General features: G+C 69.7%; 15 protein-coding genes. 4 read left to right on the plus strand and 11 right to left on the minus strand.

The window, feature by feature from the left end; all coding sequences use genetic code 11:
• Positions 1-9: 9 nt before the first annotated feature.
• Both ACYQPG_RS24820 and ACYQPG_RS24825 read right to left on the minus strand, forming a co-directional pair.
• Positions 10-1,101: a catalase family protein gene (locus ACYQPG_RS24820; RefSeq protein ID WP_419830490.1), complete on the minus strand. Its 1,092-nt coding sequence runs from the start codon at positions 1,099-1,101 to the stop codon at positions 10-12.
• Positions 1,102-1,170: 69 nt separating this feature from the next.
• Positions 1,171-2,310 carry an anhydro-N-acetylmuramic acid kinase gene (locus ACYQPG_RS24825; RefSeq protein ID WP_461231945.1) on the minus strand — a complete coding sequence of 380 codons (1,140 nt, stop codon included), beginning with the start codon at positions 2,308-2,310 and terminating at the stop codon, positions 1,171-1,173.
• Positions 2,311-2,434: 124 nt separating this feature from the next.
• Here ACYQPG_RS24825 and tyrS point away from each other — a divergent pair, with 124 nt between their 5' ends.
• Positions 2,435-3,706, plus strand: coding sequence for a tyrosine--tRNA ligase (gene tyrS / locus ACYQPG_RS24830; protein ID WP_419830491.1), 1,272 nt, complete (start codon positions 2,435-2,437; stop codon positions 3,704-3,706).
• Between the two features lie 355 nt (positions 3,707-4,061).
• On the opposite strand, the gene tatC is transcribed toward tyrS, so the two are convergent.
• The 6 genes from tatC to argS form a co-directional block, all read right to left on the minus strand.
• Positions 4,062-4,862 carry a twin-arginine translocase subunit TatC gene (gene tatC, locus ACYQPG_RS24835; protein ID WP_147906725.1) on the minus strand — a complete coding sequence of 267 codons (801 nt, stop codon included), beginning with the start codon at positions 4,860-4,862 and terminating at the stop codon, positions 4,062-4,064.
• Positions 4,859-5,446 carry a Sec-independent protein translocase protein TatB gene (tatB, locus tag ACYQPG_RS24840; protein ID WP_419830492.1) on the minus strand — a complete coding sequence of 196 codons (588 nt, stop codon included), beginning with the start codon at positions 5,444-5,446 and terminating at the stop codon, positions 4,859-4,861. The genes tatC and tatB overlap by 4 nt, the downstream gene beginning before the upstream one ends.
• An 86-nt stretch (positions 5,447-5,532) precedes the next feature.
• A complete protein-coding gene (locus tag ACYQPG_RS24845; RefSeq protein ID WP_147906723.1) occupies positions 5,533-5,808 on the minus strand; it encodes a twin-arginine translocase TatA/TatE family subunit in 276 nt (91 codons plus the stop codon).
• Between the two features lie 172 nt (positions 5,809-5,980).
• Positions 5,981-6,988: a beta-N-acetylhexosaminidase gene (gene nagZ / locus ACYQPG_RS24850; RefSeq protein WP_147938530.1), complete on the minus strand. Its 1,008-nt coding sequence runs from the start codon at positions 6,986-6,988 to the stop codon at positions 5,981-5,983.
• Between the two features lie 310 nt (positions 6,989-7,298).
• Positions 7,299-8,654 carry an SPOR domain-containing protein gene (locus ACYQPG_RS24855; protein WP_461231946.1) on the minus strand — a complete coding sequence of 452 codons (1,356 nt, stop codon included), beginning with the start codon at positions 8,652-8,654 and terminating at the stop codon, positions 7,299-7,301.
• Between the two features lie 49 nt (positions 8,655-8,703).
• A complete protein-coding gene (gene argS, locus ACYQPG_RS24860; RefSeq protein WP_419830494.1) occupies positions 8,704-10,455 on the minus strand; it encodes an arginine--tRNA ligase in 1,752 nt (583 codons plus the stop codon).
• Between the two features lie 290 nt (positions 10,456-10,745).
• Here argS and ACYQPG_RS24865 point away from each other — a divergent pair, with 290 nt between their 5' ends.
• Positions 10,746-11,168: a hypothetical protein gene (locus ACYQPG_RS24865; protein ID WP_419830495.1), complete on the plus strand. Its 423-nt coding sequence runs from the start codon at positions 10,746-10,748 to the stop codon at positions 11,166-11,168.
• Between the two features lie 24 nt (positions 11,169-11,192).
• Here ACYQPG_RS24865 and ACYQPG_RS24870 read toward each other — a convergent pair whose 3' ends face one another.
• The gene (locus ACYQPG_RS24870) at positions 11,193-12,449 is read right to left on the minus strand and encodes a deoxyguanosinetriphosphate triphosphohydrolase (RefSeq protein WP_147938526.1); all 1,257 of its coding nucleotides are present in this window, start codon (positions 12,447-12,449) and stop codon (positions 11,193-11,195) included.
• 146 nt (positions 12,450-12,595) lie between these two features.
• Between ACYQPG_RS24870 and ACYQPG_RS24875 the strand changes: the two genes are divergently transcribed.
• Entirely contained in the window at positions 12,596-12,922 is a 327-nt protein-coding gene (locus ACYQPG_RS24875; RefSeq protein ID WP_147856233.1) for a HesB/IscA family protein, read from the plus strand.
• Positions 12,923-13,085: 163 nt separating this feature from the next.
• Positions 13,086-15,011, plus strand: a complete 1,926-nt coding sequence (locus tag ACYQPG_RS24880) for a hypothetical protein (protein WP_419830496.1) — start codon at positions 13,086-13,088, stop codon at positions 15,009-15,011.
• Positions 15,012-15,077: 66 nt separating this feature from the next.
• Here ACYQPG_RS24880 and ACYQPG_RS24885 read toward each other — a convergent pair whose 3' ends face one another.
• Positions 15,078-15,812, minus strand: a complete 735-nt coding sequence (locus ACYQPG_RS24885; protein WP_461231947.1) for an ABC transporter ATP-binding protein — start codon at positions 15,810-15,812, stop codon at positions 15,078-15,080.
• Positions 15,793-16,530, minus strand: coding sequence for an ABC transporter permease (locus ACYQPG_RS24890; protein ID WP_419830497.1), 738 nt, complete (start codon positions 16,528-16,530; stop codon positions 15,793-15,795). The genes ACYQPG_RS24885 and ACYQPG_RS24890 overlap by 20 nt, the downstream gene beginning before the upstream one ends.
• Positions 16,531-16,543 lie beyond the last annotated feature (13 nt).

Here is a 16,543-nt window from a genome sequence, read left to right on the forward strand (position 1 = left end):
CCGCCGGCATCACGCCGGTACCTGCTCGATGGACGTCGGTTCCGTCTCCGGCGTCTGGTTGCGGCCGTGGCGGAAGTTGGAGAGCGCCTGATAGGTCTTGAGCCGTGCCCGCATCAGTGAGCCCAGGGGGCGATGCGCCGCCAGGCTGTGGGCCGGCCGGAAGGACAGCACGTCGTCGGCGTAGCGCGTCCGCGCCTCGGACCGGGCATCCTGGGCCGGCAGGACGAGTCGCGCCACGGTGCGATAGGGGCTGGCCGCCTCGTCCCAGCGCTTCGATGCATCCTCCACCGGCATGTCGTCGAGGTTGGTGCAGAGCTGGACGCGGAGTTCGAAGACGGCCGCATCGCCCGCGAAGAAGGCACCGACCGCGTGCCGGAACGCGTCCGGGTCCTGGCCCGGATGCAGCTCCTCGTCCGCCAGGGCCTGCTGCCGCGCGCCGGCCGGGAAGGCCGCGATCTTCGCGACATGATCGCCGTAGCGGAGCGCGGCCTGGGAATAATACGGCTCGGCCAGCGGGTGCAGAGGCTGGTGTCCGAAGAAGTCCAGCAGCGCCGAGCTCTCGCCGGTCGCCGACTTCACCACCGCGTCGGCCGCCCTTGCGATGTGAGACACAACGGACTTTACGGCCTCCGGCGCCTTCGTGCCGGCTTCCAGCTGCTTCATGCTGCCCAGGAAGCCCTTCGCGTCCGGGTTCGGGAAAACCGGGCCCGTGGCGAGCACGAAATCCTGCGTGGCGGCCCCGTGGCCGGGTAGCGTCTCGCCCGGGACGCCCAGGACCTTGATCGCCATGCCCCGATGGGTCGAGACGCTGTCCTTCAGCAATTCCCCCGGCCCCTGCGCGAATCGCACGATCACCGGATAGGTGCCGCCTTTGGCGAACAGACCCTGCTTTAGCTCGGGCGGGAGGTCGTCCGGCACCTGAAGCTCGCCCGTGACCACGCCGCTGACCTTGGCGTGCGACGCCCGCACCGCATGGCCGTAGCGCGCGGCCGTCGTCTCGCTCTCGCGGGTCATCGACGCGATGATCGCATCGATCGTTTCGGCCTCATCAGGCGCGGGCGTCTCGATGCCGTCGTGGTAGCGCAGGTAGGTCTCGGCCAAAGTCTCGGATCCTGATCGCCTCGATCCAAGTCCAACAGACGGGCCGTTCGTCGGGTTCGGGCCTCGCGATCAGGCAATCGGTCGCGCCAGCACCCCGCCGGTCTTCGGCTCGCTCACCCCGGTGGTCGAGGGGAACGTGATCGGGAGGCCCCGGAGGGAGCGGACCGCCAGATACGCGAAGGCCTGCGCCTCCAGGTAGGCCGACGACCATCCGATGGCGTCAGCAGTCGTGATCTCGGACCGCAGGTGATAGTTCAGGAGCCGCACCAGCTCGCCGTTGCGCGCGCCGCCGCCCGCCACGATCCAGCGGGTCGGGATCTCGGGGGCGTGGTCCAGGGCCCGGGCCACCGCCCGCGCCGTGAAGGCCGTGAGCGTCGCGGCGCCGTCCTCCGTGGAGAGCTGACCCGCCAGCTTGTGCGAGAACCAGTTGCGGTCGAGGGATTTCGGCGGTCGGCGAAAGAAGAACGGGTGCATCAGCAGCCAGGCGAGCAGCGGCTCGTCGGCGCGGCCCCGGGCGGCGGTACGGCCGCCGTCGTCGAGGTTCTTGCCCTCGCGCTCCTGCATCCACTCGTCGATCAGGGCGTTGCCGGGGCCGGTGTCGAAGGCGATCACGCCACCCTTGGAATCGATCAGGGTGGCGTTGGCGACGCCGCCGATGTTGAGGATGCCGAACGGTCCGTCGAATCCGGAGGCCTGCGCCAACGCCTTGTGGAACACCGGCACCAGCGGCGCCCCCTGCCCGCCGGCCTCAATGTCGGCCCGGCGCAGATCGGAGACCACCGGGATGCCGAGCCGGGTCGCCAGCGCCTGCCCGTCACCGATCTGGATCGAGATGCGCTGGTCCGGCCGATGAATTACGGTCTGGCCGTGGAAGCCGATCACGTCGACCGTGCTCGCGTCCAGGCCGTTCTTGGCGAGGAACCGTTCGACGGCCTCGGCATGGGCCTGGGTGACGAAGGCCTCCGCCTCAGGCAGCCGGCCGGGCCGGTCGCCCGGATGGAGCACCGATTCCGCATCCTTGGTCGCCACCCGCAGGAGCGCCTTCTCGTCGTCGGAGTAGCCGCGATAGCCGGTCGGCCCAAGCGGCTCGAGGAAGTTGTTGTGGCCCCTCACCACGTGGACCCGCTCGCCGTCGGTCTCGATCAGCGCGATGTCGACGCCGTCCAGCGAGGTGCCGCTCATCAGTCCGATCGCGCGCATCATCGCCATTGTGCTCGACCCCGTGCCTTTCGGCGAACGCCCTGCTAAGAGCGCGCCGTATCCTGAACCCCAGCGCGAGCTAGCACGCAGAGCCTTTGCCTGTCGCGCCGGCTGGCGACCCGAGACCGCAGCCATGAATGCCGAGAGCTTCGCGCCGAAATCCGACTTCCTGCGGATCCTCACCGAGCGCGGCTATATTCACCAGACCTCCGATCTCGCCGGGATCGATACCGCGGCGCTCGAAGGGCGGCTGACGACTTACGTCGGCTACGATTGCACGGCGCCCTCGCTCCATGTCGGGCACCTGCTGTCGATCATGATGCTGCACTGGCTTCAGGCCACCGGGGCTAAGCCGATCGCCCTCATGGGCGGCGGCACCACCCGGGTCGGCGACCCGTCCGGTCGCGACGAGAGCCGCAAGATCCTGACCGTCGAGCAGATCGACGCCAACAAGGCCGAGATCCGCAAGACCTTCGACCGGTTCCTGCGCTTCGGCGAGGGCGCCGGCGATGCCGTGATGGTCGACAACGCCGAGTGGCTGACCAAGCTCAACTACATCGAGATGCTGCGCGACATCGGCCGCCATTTCTCGGTGAACCGCATGCTGTCGATGGACAGCGTCCGGATGCGCCTGGAGCGCGACCAGGAACTGTCGTTCCTGGAATTCAACTACATGATCCTGCAATCCTACGACTTCGTGGAGCTGAACCGCCGCTACGGCTGCACCCTGCAGATGGGCGGCTCGGATCAGTGGGGCAACATCGTCAACGGCATCGATCTCGGCCGGCGCATGGGCACGCCCCAGCTCTACGCCCTGACCTGCCCGCTGCTGACCACCTCTTCGGGCGCCAAGATGGGCAAGACCGCCGCCGGCGCGGTCTGGCTCAACCCGGACATGCTCAAGCCGTACGATTACTGGCAGTTCTGGCGGAACACCGAGGATGCGGACGTGGTCCGCTTCCTGAAGCTGTTCACTTTGCTGCCGATGGAAGAGATCGCGCGGCTCGCGGCGCTGGCCGGCTCCGAGATCAACGCGGCCAAGACGGTGCTCGCCACCGAGGCCACGGCGCTGATGCACGGCCGCGAGGTGGCGGAAGCCGCCGCCGAGACCGCCCGGAAGACGTTCGTCGAGGGCACCCTCGCGGCGGATCTCCCCAGCGTCACCGTTCCGGCCGCCACCCTCGAAGCCGGACTCGGCGTGCTCACCGCGTTCGGGCCGGACATCGCCAAGCTGGTGCCCTCGACCAGCGAGGCGCGCCGCCAGATCAAGGGCGGCGGGCTGCGGGTGAACGATGCCGCCGTGACGGACGAGAAGGCGGTGCTGACGCCGGCGGATCTGACCCGGGACGGGGTGATCAAGCTGTCCTTCGGCAAGAAGCGTCACGTGCTGCTGCGGACGGCGTAGGGCTCCGACGAGGTGGCTGTTTCGCATCCCTCAAGAATCAAGAGTGATTGGGGCCGGTTCGCTCGACTGGACTCCCGGCCCGTGTGCTGAATGGTTGGGACGGGCGGGGCAGGACGCGCGCAGCGGCACAAGCCTCCTCCTTGTCATCCCGGGGCCGCTAAGCGGAGCCCGGGATCCATACACGCTGACAGCTTAAGGCCTTGCACCGTTGGCGATTATAGGTTCCGGGCTCGCCTGCGGCGCCCCGGAATGACACGGCGATCGATCTTGCCGTCTTGGCATCGTCGGCACGCCGGAGGTCACAGGTCAGCGGTGAAACGCATTCCGAACCGTTGATCGCTGCCGACGCCGATCCTTACGGATCCAACCCTTCCGCGGCCCGACGCGCCGCGCGCAGCTTCTCCACGCGCGACACGGAGAACACCGAGGCCTCGTAGAGGATCAGCATCGGCAGCGCGAGCGAGAGCTGGGAGATGACGTCCGGCGGGGTCAGCACTGCGGCCACGACGAAGACGAGAACGATCGCGTAGCGGCGCTTCTCGCGCAGGAACGCCGCGTCGATGATGCCGATCTGGCCGAGCAACGTGAGGATCACAGGCAACTGGAACGCGATGCCGAAGGCGAAGATCAGCGTCATGATCAGCGAAAGGTACTCGTCGACCTTGGGCAACAGCTTGATCGTCGGCTCGCCGGCCACGCCGACCTGCTGCAGCGACACCGAGAACTTGATCAGCAGCGGCATCGCCAGGAAGAAGACCACCAGCGCGCCCAGGATGAAGAAGATCGGCGTGGCCACGAGGTAGGGCAGGAACGCCTTGCGCTCGTTCCGGTACAGGCCCGGCGCCACGAACGCGTAGATCTGCGTGGCGATCACCGGAAAGGCCAGGAACGCGGCGCCGAACACGCTGAGCTTGATGTTGGTGAACACCTGCTCGAGGAAGTGCGTCGCGATCAGTTCGGCGTTCTGGACCCCCACGATCGAGACGTAGGGATAGACCAGGATGTTGTAGATATCCCGGGAGAAGAAGAAGCAGCCGAAGAACATCACCACGAAGGCCGCCAGCGACTTGATCAGCCGCGCGCGCAATTCGATCAGATGTTCGAGCAGCGGCGCTCGTGACGCTTCGATCTCGGCCTCGTCGGCGTCGCTCATCATCGGGCAGTGGCGCCGTTCTTCGGATCCAGGGGAGCGTCGTGCGGGGTCGGAGGTTCGGGCGGCGGGCCGTAGGGATCGTCGACCGAGCCGGGAACCGGGAGCGGGGCCTCGGGCGGGGCGGCGTGCGGCACCGCGTCAGTATGCGGTGCAGTCTCAGCGGCAGCCGGTTCTGCGTTGGCCGGTGCGACCGCGTCCTGCTCGGCCTTGAGCTGCGCGGTAGCGTCGGCCAGGGAACGCGTGTCCGCGACCGGCTTCTCGGGGCCGAGGGGCTCGGAACCCTGGCGGGCGGCGACCCGGCCCTCCACCGCACCCTTCAGCTCGTCCCGGATCGTCTGGACCGGATTGAAGCCGGAACTCGCGGTGCGGACCGTGTTGCGGATGCCGTCGACCTCCTTGCGGACCTCGTCGAGTTCGGCTTCGCGGATCGCCTCGTTGAACTGCATCTGAAACTCGCCGGCCATGCGGCGCAGTTTCGTGGTGATCTGCCCGACGGTGCGCAGCGCCTTCGGCAAGTCCTTCGGCCCGATGACGATGAGGGCGACGCCGCCGATCAGCATCACCTCGCCCCAGCTCATGTCCAGCATGTCGTCGACGGTCCCGCTGCCCTGGGATCCGGACCTCGATCCGAACCCCGTCAGGCTCTACACCACAGCGCGCGCCCTGACAGTCCTCAGACCGGCTTACGCTCGCCGCCGGGCAGATGGCTCGCCGGAACCGCGGTCCCGGGGCTCGTCTCGGCGGCGTGGGGGATGGTGCGGACCGGCTCGTTCGGCGGAGCGACCGGCTGACTGCTGACCGGCGGCGTCTCGTCCTCGGCCATGCCCTTCTTGAACGCTTTGATGCCCTTGGCGACGTCACCCATCAGGTCCGAGACCTTGCCGCGTCCGAACAGCAGCATGACGATGACGGCAACGATGACCCAGTGCCAGATACTCATGCTGCCCATGGCAACCTCCTGCGTGCGCCCACCTGGCCGCGCCCACTTGCCTGCGCTCCCATATGGGGGCGGGACGCCACGGCCGGTTGAAGAATTCCGGGCGAACCTAGGGATCGTACCGCCCGAACACAAGCAGAGGCGGCATCAGGGACAGTGGATGCCCGCGGTGGAAGGCCGCGGATCAGGCGGCGGTCGCGAGCGCGGCCGCGAACCGGGCCCGGGCTTCGGGCACGTCGAGCCCGTCGCCGGCACGGTCCAGGCATGCCAGGGCTGCAGCGGCCCGCCTCGCGGCGGCGCCGTCGAGGGTCGGTGCCGCCTCAGCGACGGCCCGCATCTCGTCCATCGCGCCGTTGCAATGCAGGCCGACATCGATCCCCGCCGTGAAGGCGGCTTCGGTTCGGTCGCGGAACGTGCCGGTGAGCGCGTGCATCGACAGGTCGTCGGTCATCAGCAGGCCGTCGAAGCCGATGGCGCCGCGGATCACGTCGCGGATGACGGTCGCCGACTGGGTCGCCGGGCGGTCGGGATCGATGGCCGTGAAGACGACATGGGCGCTCATCGCCATCGGTAGGTCGGCGAGCGCCTGGAACGGCCGGAAATCCTGAGCGGCCAGCGCCGCCAGGGTCGCCTCCACTACCGGCAGGCCGTGATGGCTGTCGCAGGCGGCGCGGCCATGACCGGGCACGTGCTTCATCACCGGTAGGACGCCGCCGGCCATCAAGCCTTCCGCGACGGCCCGGCCGATCTCGGCCACCCGATCCGGGGACGATCCGTAGGCCCGGTCGCCGATGATGTCGTGCGATCCCGGCGCCGGCACGTCCAGGACAGGCGCGCAATCGACGTTGATGCCGACCTCGGCCAAGTCATGGGCCATAAGTCGGGCCCCGAGCCGCGCGATCGCGGTGGCACTCCCGTTCAGGCGTCCGTAGCGGCCGCCCGCCGGGTAGGCCGGCCAGTGCGGCGGGCCCATGCGCTGGACCCGGCCGCCCTCCTGATCGATCAGGATCGGGGCGGCGTCGGAACCCAGGCAGTCCCGCAGCGCCGCCGTCAGCGCCCGGACCTCGTCCGGCGTGCCGATGTTGCGCTTGAACAGGATGAAGCCCCAGGGCCGAACGTCCCGGAAGAAGGCGGCCTCCTCGACGGAGAGCGTCTTGCCGGCGCAGCCGAGGATCAGGGCACGGGCGGTCATGCGGGGTTCTCGGTGGCCGCTTGGGTGCGGCGGAGGATATGTCGGGTTCGGCGAATCGGTGGCGGCAGAGTCGGGCGGGAACAGGGAGGCGGCAAGGCGAAACCGCGGGCCCGACCGATTGGAGCCCGTGTCCGAGACCGAGTGTTGCGGGCGGGACTCGCGTGCACCGCCCCCCTCAGATCAGCCCCTGCCCTCTCAGGCTGGGGCGCAACACGCCCGCCCCTAGCCGACGTTCACGTCCGGCGGCGAGGCGTCGACCTCGTAGTGCACCAAATCCGGAGCCTGACCGGTGGCCGGCGCTACCGCGGCCTCAGTTCTTGGCGACGAAGCACTGCCCGCCCTCGCCCTGGAGGGTGCTGCACAGGCTGGTTGCCTCGTTCTTGGCCAGGGGCCCGACGCGGACGCGGAAGATCGTCTTGCCGTTGACCTCTGCCTGGCGGATCAGCTCGGGCTTGCCGGCAAGGCCGCTGTACTTGGCCTGCATCTGCTTGAGCGCCGCCTTCGCCTCGGCGGCGGAGCTGCGGACGCCGAGCTGGACCGAGAACCCGCCGACCGAACCCGTCTTGACGGTGTCGTCGACGGCATCCGGGGCGTCCGGGGCCGGCGTGGCCACGGTGGCGACCCGCTGCGCGGCCTTCGGGGCCGGCTTGACGGCGACGGACTTCGGCGGGGCGGCATCGGCCGCCATGGAATTCGGCGCGGCCTGGACCGGCTCGGGATCCGGCGCCGCCAGGGAGGCGGCGGCCTGGCGGCCGGGCTTGGACTTGGTCTGGGGCGGCTCGTCGGTGGGCAACACCATGGTCGGGATCGGGGCCGGCGCGGCGTCGGCCTGGGCCTCGCGCTGGACCGGCGCGGGAGGGGCCTCCGGCTTCACCGCGACGGTGCGGACCCGGCGCGGCTCGCCGAACGCCTCGAACGGGCCGTTGCCCGGCGTGGTGCCGCTCTGCGCACCGCCGGCGGGACCGGTCCCCTGCGCCGCGCGGGCCGCCTCGGCCACGTCGATGGGCTGCTCCTCGCGGTTGACGATCTTGATCTGGGCTTCCTTGGTCTTGCCCTTGGTATCGTAGATCTGCCGGTTCTGGTCCGGGATCTCGACGCCGTCGGCGACCTTCGGGGCGACCTTGAGCGGGGTCGAATCGGCCTGGACCACGGGTACGCCGCCGGCGCTGCCCGAGCCCTGCAGGCCCTTGTAGGTGAGCGCTCCCGTCACCGCCACGGCGACGATGGCGATGCCGGCTCCGACGGACGCCAGACGGCGGCGCGGGTTCACCCGGCGCAGCGAGCGACCCTCCGCGTAGTCCGCGGCGGCGGCCTCCTGCGGATCCCCGGCTTCCGCGCCGTACGCGACCGGTTCCTCGTGGGTGTCGCGCTCTACCGAGGCCAGGTACTGGTCGAAGGCGTCGGCGGGGTTCGGCTTGGGCGGCTCGGGGGCGAAGCTCGGCTCGACCCGGCCGTCCCAGTTGGCCTGCGGCTGCACGGGCGCCGCGCCGCGCATCTCGTCGCGGGCCGCCAGGAGCGCACGGAACGGGTCATCCTGTCCGACGATCCGCGCCAGCTCGGCCAGCGGATCGGGCTTGGCGCCCCCCGGGGGAACACGCCCCTGCTCCTGACGCAGATCGCGCGCAAGGGCGTCCAAATCGACCTGAGCGCGCGAAGCGTTCGTCATGGCAGCATCCTCACATCACGGCCGGTCACCGGCCCGATGCATATCGAGCCTATCGCATCTCATCCGGCGCGGTCACACCGAGCACTGCGAGGCCGGCCGCGAGGGTACTCCGTAGAGCCTCGACGAGCGCCAGCCGCGCCCAGGTCGACTTTCGGTCGGTTGCATTAACAAACCGTAATTGCGGCAAGTCTTTGCCCTTGTTCCATAAAGTATGGAGGGCGGCCGCCGTCTCGTAGAGGTGGAACGCGATCCGGTGCGGCTCGTGCGCCACGGCCGCCGATTCGAGCACGCGGGGATATTGGGCGATCAGCCGCATCACCTCGACCTCGCCGGGATCGGTCAGGAGGCTGAAATCGGCCTCGCGCAGCAACGCCGCCACGGACAGGTCCGCGCCGGGGAAAGCCTCGCGCGCCTGCCGCTGCACCGAGCGGACGCGGGCATGGGCGTATTGGACGTAGAAGACCGGGTTGTCCTTCGACTGCTCGACCACCTTGGCGAGGTCGAAATCGAGGGTCGCGTCGTTTTTCCGATAGAGCATCATGAACCGGATCGCGTCGCGGCCGACCTCGTCGATCACGTCGCGCAGGGTCACGAACTCGCCGGCCCGCTTCGACATCTTCACGGGCTCGCCCGCGCGCAACAGCCGCACCAGCTGGCACAGCTTCACGTCCAGCGTCGCCTTGCCGTCGCTGACCGCCTTCACGGCCGCCTGCATGCGCTTGACGTAGCCGCCGTGGTCGGCGCCGAGCACGTCGATCAGCTCGGTGGCGCCCGCCAGGTACTTCGCGCGGTGGTAGGCGATGTCGGAGGCGAAGTAGGTGTAGGATCCGTCCGACTTCAGCAGCGGACGGTCGTTGTCGTCGCCGAAATCCTTGGTGCGGAACAGCGTCTGCTCGCGATCCTCCCAATCCTCGGGCAGCTGGCCCTTGGGTGGCGGCAGGCGGCCCTCGTAAACGAGACCGCGCTCGCGCAGCTCCTGGAGCAGGGTCTTCACGGCGCCGCTCTGCTGCAGCGTCCGCTCGGAGAAGAACACGTCGTGCCGGATGCCGATCGCCGCGAGGTCGGCCCGGATCATGTCCATCATCATGGCGAGGGCCGTCTCGCGCACGGCGGGGAGCCAGTGCGCTTCCGGCTGATCGAGGAGTGCGCGGCCGTGGGTCTCGGCGAGATGTGCGCCCACGGGCTTGAGGTAATCGCCCGGATAGAGCCCTTCGGCGATCGCGAACGGCTCGCCCAGAGCCTCGCGGTACCGCTGGTAGGCGGATCGGGCCAGGACGTCGACCTGAGCCCCGGCGTCGTTGATGTAGTATTCGCGCGTCACTTTGCGGCCGGCTGCGACCAGGAGGTTGCACAGGGCGTCGCCGAAGACCGCGCCGCGGCCGTGGCCGACATGCATCGGCCCGGTTGGGTTGGCCGAGACGTACTCGACGTTGATCGGCCCCCCGGGAAGCTGCGCGCGGCCGAATTGGTCCGGATCGGAGAGCGCGCTGCGGATCACATCCTGGAAGAGTCCGGGCACCAGCCGCAGGTTGATGAAGCCCGGGCCGGCGACGCTGGCCTCCAGGATGCGCGGGTCGGCGCGCAGTTCCGTGGCCAGGGCCTCCCCGAGGGCCTTCGGGTTGGTGCGGGCCTCCTTGGCCAGGACCAGCGCGGCGTTCGTGGCCAGATCGCCGTGCGTCGTGTCGCGCGGCGGCTCGACGACGACGCGGCCGAGGTCGAGGCCCTGGGGCAGCTGGCCGGCGCGGGTCAGCGCCTCCACGGCCTCGCGCACACGCGCCTCGAACAGGGCGAAGATGTTCATCGGTCTCGGTCTCGCTCGCGCGGGGATGCTGCCGCAGGGCCGTCTCGGCCCGCGCCCGCCGGGAGCCGTCTAGCAAGGGGGCGGGAGAGTGTCACGGCGGCGGTACGGGCCGGCCGGTCCGCGGAGCAAGCCGGCGTTAACCGCGCCGCTGGAACGATCGGGCATTCGGCCGGACCAGCGCAGTTTATCCCCACGCGATGACTACCGACGCCCCCCGGACCATCTTGTCTTGGGTCCCATGAGTCTATGTGATCGACACGATCGCAAAATTCTGGATCTTGGAGATCTTCATGAAGACCTTGATGTTGGCGGGCGCGGCCCTCTGCGCGGTAGCCCTGGCGGCACCGAGCGCCGAGGCCAGGGGCTTCCGGGGCGGAGGATTCCACGGCGGCTATGGCGGCTATCACGGCAGTTTCGCCGGGCGCGGCGGTTACGGCCGCGGCTTCGGCTATGGCCGTGGCTACGGGTATCGCGGCGGCTACGGACGCGGCCTCGGTTACGGGTTGGCCGGCGCGGGCATCGGCCTGGGGCTCGGGCTCGCCGCCGGCAGCGCGTACGGCGCCTACGGTTACGGTGGCGGCTATGGCGGCGGCTATGGCTATCCCGCGGCCTATGGTGGCTACGACTACGCCTACCCGGCCGCTTATGGCGGGTACGGCGGATACGGTTCTGGGGGCTGCTATGGCAGCTTCACCTGCGGCTGCGGCTGCTGATCGCGTTCAATGCCCCGCCGGATCTCACGGTTCGGCGAGGGGCAGGCCCCGGCTCGGCAACTCCCAGTACAAGTCGGGCGTCGTCGGAAAGAGCTTGCGATGGGCCAGCACCGCGTAGGTGTCGGTCATCCCGGCGATGTAGTCGGCGACTCGCCGGGCGATGCGCCCTTCCGGTGCATCCGCCAGGCCGGCGCTCCACTCTTCGGGCATCCGGGCCGGAGCCATCGTGAACGCCGCGAACAGGTCATTCACGATGGCGTCGGCCTTCTTGCGCACCGCCACGACACCGGGATGCCGGTACATCCGGGTCCAGAGGAACCGCATGATGTCGGCATCCGCTTCCGCGATGGCCGGCGAGAACACGATGACCGGCTCGGACGCGTGTCGGATGTCCTCCACGCGTCCGGGATCCAGTGCGGCGATCCGGCGGCCGCCCTCGCGGATCACATCCTCCACGAAGCGGGTGATCACGCGCCGGGCCAGCTCATGAATGACGCGGGACGGGTCAAGGCCCGGATGCAGGCGATCGATCTCGTCGAGGATGTCGGCCAGGAACGGCACCGCGCGCAGCTCCGGGATCTCGAACAGGCCGGCGCGCAGACCGTCGTCGAGGTCGTGCGCCGCGTAGGCGATGTCGTCCGCCAGGGACGCCGCCTGCGCCTCCGGTCCGGCCTGGCTCCACAGGTCCAGCGGGTTCAGGACGTCGTATTCGAGGATCGCGGCCGGGATGCCGCGCTCGACGTAGCGTGCCGTCGGCTTACCGTCCTCTGTGAGCAACGGGCCGTTGTGCTTGACCAGCCCTTCCAGGGTCTCCCAGGCCAGGTTCAGCCCGTCGAAACCTGCGTAGCGCCGTTCGAGCCGCGTGACGATGCGAAGCGCCTGCGCGTTGTGATCGAACCCGCCATGGGCCGCCATGCAGGCCTCCAGCGCATCCTCGCCGGTGTGGCCGAAGCAGGTGTGGCCGAGGTCGTGACTCAGCGCCAGGGCCTCCGCCAGATCCTCGTCGAGACCGAGCGCCCGGGCGAGCGCCCGCGCGATCTGGCTGACCTCCAGCGTGTGTGTCAGGCGGGTGCGATAATGATCGCCCTCGTGGTGCACGAAGACTTGGGTCTTGTGCTTCAGGCGGCGGAACGCCGTGGAGTGGATGATCCGGTCCCGGTCGCGCTGGAAATCGCTACGTGTCGGCGAGGAATCTTCGGCGATCAGCCGTCCGCGCGTCCGCGCAGGATCCGTGGCGTAGGCCGCCCGCCAGCGCTCACCGTTCGGCCGCACGGCGTCCATCCTCGATCTCGCGCAGCCTGATCATGACCCCTCCCCGCCCGGCGCGTTGCGGCGCGGGCCTCGAACCCATATCTTGTAGGCTTAGGCGTGCTCGGCAACAGCCGGGCGACGCCGTCCACCGAACAGCTGCGTGGCCAGAGCTAAAGATGGCTGAGATCACCCTGACCCCCCGCGCCGCCAAGCGCATCAACGAGATCATGGGGGCGGAGCCCCCGGGCGCGTCTCTGCGCATCAGCGTCAACGGCGGCGGCTGCTCCGGATTCTCCTACGCGTTCGACATCGCCCGGTCCCGGGAGGCGCAGGACGTGGCGATCGAGCGCGACGGCGCCACCGTGATCGTCGATCCCGTGTCGCTGGAATACATGTCGGGCTCGACCATCGACTTCGTGAACGACCTGATCGGCCAGTCCTTCAAGATCGAGAATCCGCTGGCGACCGCATCCTGCGGGTGCGGCACCTCGTTCTCGCTCTGACCCGACGCGACGACCTCCCCTCGGGACGGCCGTTGCGCGGCTACGACACTGGAGCCGGCTCAAGGCCCGCGCCTCCGGTGTCCGATTGCCTCGGCCGGTAAAACGCGGCACCCATGCGGCAAGCCCGCTCTGCCGTGATCCGGACCCTCCCATGATCCATCCGATGGTCCGATCCCGCCTCCGGTCGGCGTTGGCCGCGACCTGCGCCCTCGCCTGCCTCGCCGGGGCGGCGGCACCGGCCCCGCTGGCGGCCCAGGAAGGCGCCGCCGCGGTCCAGGACGTGACGATCACCGACGTCATGCTGCCGCTCGGCGGGACGATGCTCCGGGCGCCGAAGTTGACGGCCAGCGGCACGCGCCTGGCCAAGGATGAGCTCGCGGCGATCCTCAAGCCCGATTCGGCCGAGCCCTGGGAATCCCGGCTGGCACGGCTCGACGCGGGCAGCCTGACGATCCCGGTGCTGAGCTCCGAGCATGCCGGCCCCGGCAACGACCGCCAGACCGTGACCTACCGCGACGTGGTCCTCCGCGACGTGAAGGCCGGACGCGTGGGCGAACTCACGGCGGCGGGTGCGACGGTCAGCGCCGTCACGGGTCCGAACCGTGGCGACGGCACCTACGGACAAGTCCGGGCGACCGACCTCGACCTCGCGGCGCTGAATCGGCTCTACACCGTTCCAGGCGACGGCAAGGGCCCGGTGCAGAAGGTCTACGGCACGATCCAGGTCTCGGACGTGACCTATTCCGACGCGCGCGGCACCACCGTGAAGATCGTGCGCCTGAACGGGCGCGACCTCGGCGGCCGACAGGTGCCGGACGGCTGGAACGGCGCGTTCGAGATCGTGGCCGCCGGCTTCCAGGGGCCCAACGACCGTCGGACCTTCGCGGCCTCCGCCGCCGACCTGATCGAGGCCACCACGTTGGGCAGCCTCGACATGCAGGGCTTGAGCGTCAGCAACACCGATCCGCAGGGACCGGTCCTGTTCGAGATCGCGCGGGCGACCTACGCCGCCGGGTCGGATGCGGGCACGGTCCTGGAGAACATCACGCTCGCCCGCGGCAGCCTGCGCGCGCATCTCGCCCGCCTCGCGTTGGCGGACGTCTCGCTCGCGCCGACCATCGCGGCTTTGCGCAACGCCGCGGCCGATCCCGCCAGCCGGTCCGGATTCAGCGATGCCGAGATGCATCGGCTGACGCCGGCACTGGGCGGCCTGACCCTGACCGATCTGAGCATCGATCTCCCGCTCGACGCCGAGCTTCCCAAGGCCGTCCCGCCGGATCCCCGCGCGCCCCCCCGCGCCTCCGCGCCGGGGAAGCCGACGATGGGTCGGCCCACCGACGGAAGGCTTTCGGAGCCCAAAAACGCGACCGTGCCGCCCGGCGACCCGCTTTCCGTCACGATCACACCGGCGCCGACACGCCGGGTGGCCCTGCGGGAAGCCAAGCTGTCCTTCGGCCCGCCGCAGGACGGCGTGCCGAATGCCGGACGGCTGACCCTCACCGGCCTGAGCCTTCCGGCGGAGTTCGTGGCCGGCGCGCCGATCATCGGCGCGCTACCGGCCTACGGCTATCGGGATCTCGACCTCGATCTCGTGGCCGACGCGGCCCTCGACGGCAAAGCCCGCGACCTGTCGCTGCGCGAAGTCACGATTTCGGGGCGTGAGATCGGGACCGTCCGGCTGTCCGGAACCGTCGGCGGCATCGGACCGGAGCTGTTCAACGGAAGCCTGCCCGCCGCCACGATGCTGATGTTCACGGGGAGCGCCAAGAGCCTCGATCTCACGGTCGAGAATGCCGGCCTGTTCGAGCGGTTCCTCGCCGCGCAATCGAAGGATCTCAGCCTGCGACCGGACGAGCTGCGCAAGGAATACGTCACCGCCAGCCTGCTCGGCGTACCGGTGATCCTCGGCAACACGGCGGCGGCCAAGGGCATCGGGGCGGCGATGGGCCAATTCGTGATGAAGCCGGGTAAGCTCGTGCTGCACGCCAAGTCGAAGGAGCCCGCCGGCATCGGCTTCATCGATATCGGCGCGGCGCGCTCGCCGGCAGCCCTGCTCGACCGGATGGACGTGGACGCCAAGGCGAACTGACCCCTCGGTCCAAGTGTCCGCGCACCGTAACCGCACCGTCCGCGCACCGTCCGCACGGCGTGCAGGCTACTCCGCGATGATCCGCGGATGTTGCGCCGCCAGGGCGGCCCGGGTGGTTTCGGCCCAGGCACGGTCGCGCTGTTTGCGCGGGCGGTCGAGCGTGACGTTCGCCATGAGCGTCGCCGGCCGCTTCGAGACGAGCAGCAGCCGGTCCGCGATCCCGATCGCCTCGGCGACGTTGTGCGTCACCATCAGGACGCTCATGCCGGCCGAATCCACGGTATCGACCACCAACCCGCGCAGCTCGGCCGCCGCGGCATCGTCCAGGGAGACGAACGGCTCGTCGAGCACCAGCACCCGCGGCGCGTCGGCGAGCGCCCGGGCCAGCGCGACGCGCCGCTGCATCCCGAGCGACAGGGCCTTCGGGTAGCTGCCGCGCCAGGGCGTCAGGCCCAGCTTGGCGAACAGGGCGTCGAGGTCGCGTCCGCGCCGAGTCCGCGGCAGGCCCAGCCGGACATTATGCTCGACGCTGCGCCAGGGGAGCAGGCGCGGCTCCTGAAACACCATGCCGGCGTGATCGGCCCCGGAGACGCGTCCCTCGAAATCGGTGTCGAGGCCGAGCAGGATCCGCAGCGTCGTGGTCTTTCCGGCGCCGGACGGCCCGATCAGGCAGACGATCTCGCCGGCTCCGACCGCGAACGAAAGGTCGCGGACGGCTTCCACCGGCTCGGCGCCCTTCGAGCGGTAGCGCTTCGCGTCGATCGCGACCTGCAGGACGGGTTCAGCGCCAGCGGCGGACATGCGCTTCGAGCCGCTGGAGGAGGAGGACGTCGATGCCGATCATCACGGTCATGAAGACGAGGCTGTAGCCGATGATCGCGGCCACGTCGGTGCTCTGCACGAAGTAGTAGTTGATCGCGAAGCCGACCCCGTCGGGCCGCCCCAGCAGCTCGACCACCAGGACGATCTTCCAGGCGAGCGACAGGCCGGAACGGGCCGCCGTGACCACGTAGGGCTGGAGCTGCGGCACCAGCACGTCCAGCGCCCAGGTGCGCCGGTCGAACCGGTAGGCCCGAGCCATCTCGTCGAGGCCGGGATCGAGGTTGCGGGCGCCCTCGCGCACGATCACCGCGACGTTCGGCAGCTTGTTGAGCACCACGGCCAGGATCGCGGCGGTCTCGGTCAAGCCGACCCAGACATAGGCCAGCACGGTGATCACCAGCGCCGGTGTGTTGAGGAGGACGAGTAGCGGCGTGTCGAGGGTCAGGTCGGCGGTCTTCGAGCGGCCGAGCGCCACCCCCAGAAGGATCCCCAGCACCATCGCCACCGCGAAGGAGATCGCGACCCGCAGCAGCGTCATCCCGACATTGTGGAACAGGTCGCCGCGCTCGGCCTCCTGCAGGATGAAGCGCAGCACCGCCATCGGAGCCGGCAACAGGCGCGAGCCAGCCTCCAGCGCGGCGAATTGCCAGGCGGCGAGAAGGACGATGAGGGACGCGATGCGGGTCAGCGCGCCCATGCGGTTCCGGCGA

This window comes from Methylobacterium sp. CM6246 (assembly GCF_054818005.1).

What these genes read in the sequence shown, in the direction of transcription:
- ACYQPG_RS24875 (WP_147856233.1), top strand. Translation starts at nt 12,596, where the DNA reads ATGGCTGAGATCACCCTGACCCCCCGCGCCGCCAAGCGCATCAACGAG.
- ACYQPG_RS24885 (WP_461231947.1), bottom strand. Translation starts at nt 15,812, where the DNA reads ATGTCCGCCGCTGGCGCTGAACCCGTCCTGCAGGTCGCGATCGACGCG.
- nagZ (WP_147938530.1), bottom strand. Translation starts at nt 6,988, where the DNA reads ATGACCGCCCGTGCCCTGATCCTCGGCTGCGCCGGCAAGACGCTCTCC.
- ACYQPG_RS24865 (WP_419830495.1), top strand. Translation starts at nt 10,746, where the DNA reads ATGAAGACCTTGATGTTGGCGGGCGCGGCCCTCTGCGCGGTAGCCCTG.
- ACYQPG_RS24825 (WP_461231945.1), bottom strand. Translation starts at nt 2,310, where the DNA reads ATGGCGATGATGCGCGCGATCGGACTGATGAGCGGCACCTCGCTGGAC.
- ACYQPG_RS24880 (WP_419830496.1), top strand. Translation starts at nt 13,086, where the DNA reads ATGGTCCGATCCCGCCTCCGGTCGGCGTTGGCCGCGACCTGCGCCCTC.
- tyrS (WP_419830491.1), top strand. Translation starts at nt 2,435, where the DNA reads ATGAATGCCGAGAGCTTCGCGCCGAAATCCGACTTCCTGCGGATCCTC.
- ACYQPG_RS24870 (WP_147938526.1), bottom strand. Translation starts at nt 12,449, where the DNA reads ATGGACGCCGTGCGGCCGAACGGTGAGCGCTGGCGGGCGGCCTACGCC.
- argS (WP_419830494.1), bottom strand. Translation starts at nt 10,455, where the DNA reads ATGAACATCTTCGCCCTGTTCGAGGCGCGTGTGCGCGAGGCCGTGGAG.
- ACYQPG_RS24845 (WP_147906723.1), bottom strand. Translation starts at nt 5,808, where the DNA reads ATGGGCAGCATGAGTATCTGGCACTGGGTCATCGTTGCCGTCATCGTC.
- ACYQPG_RS24890 (WP_419830497.1), bottom strand. Translation starts at nt 16,530, where the DNA reads ATGGGCGCGCTGACCCGCATCGCGTCCCTCATCGTCCTTCTCGCCGCC.
- tatB (WP_419830492.1), bottom strand. Translation starts at nt 5,446, where the DNA reads ATGCTGGACATGAGCTGGGGCGAGGTGATGCTGATCGGCGGCGTCGCC.
- ACYQPG_RS24855 (WP_461231946.1), bottom strand. Translation starts at nt 8,654, where the DNA reads ATGACGAACGCTTCGCGCGCTCAGGTCGATTTGGACGCCCTTGCGCGC.
- tatC (WP_147906725.1), bottom strand. Translation starts at nt 4,862, where the DNA reads ATGATGAGCGACGCCGACGAGGCCGAGATCGAAGCGTCACGAGCGCCG.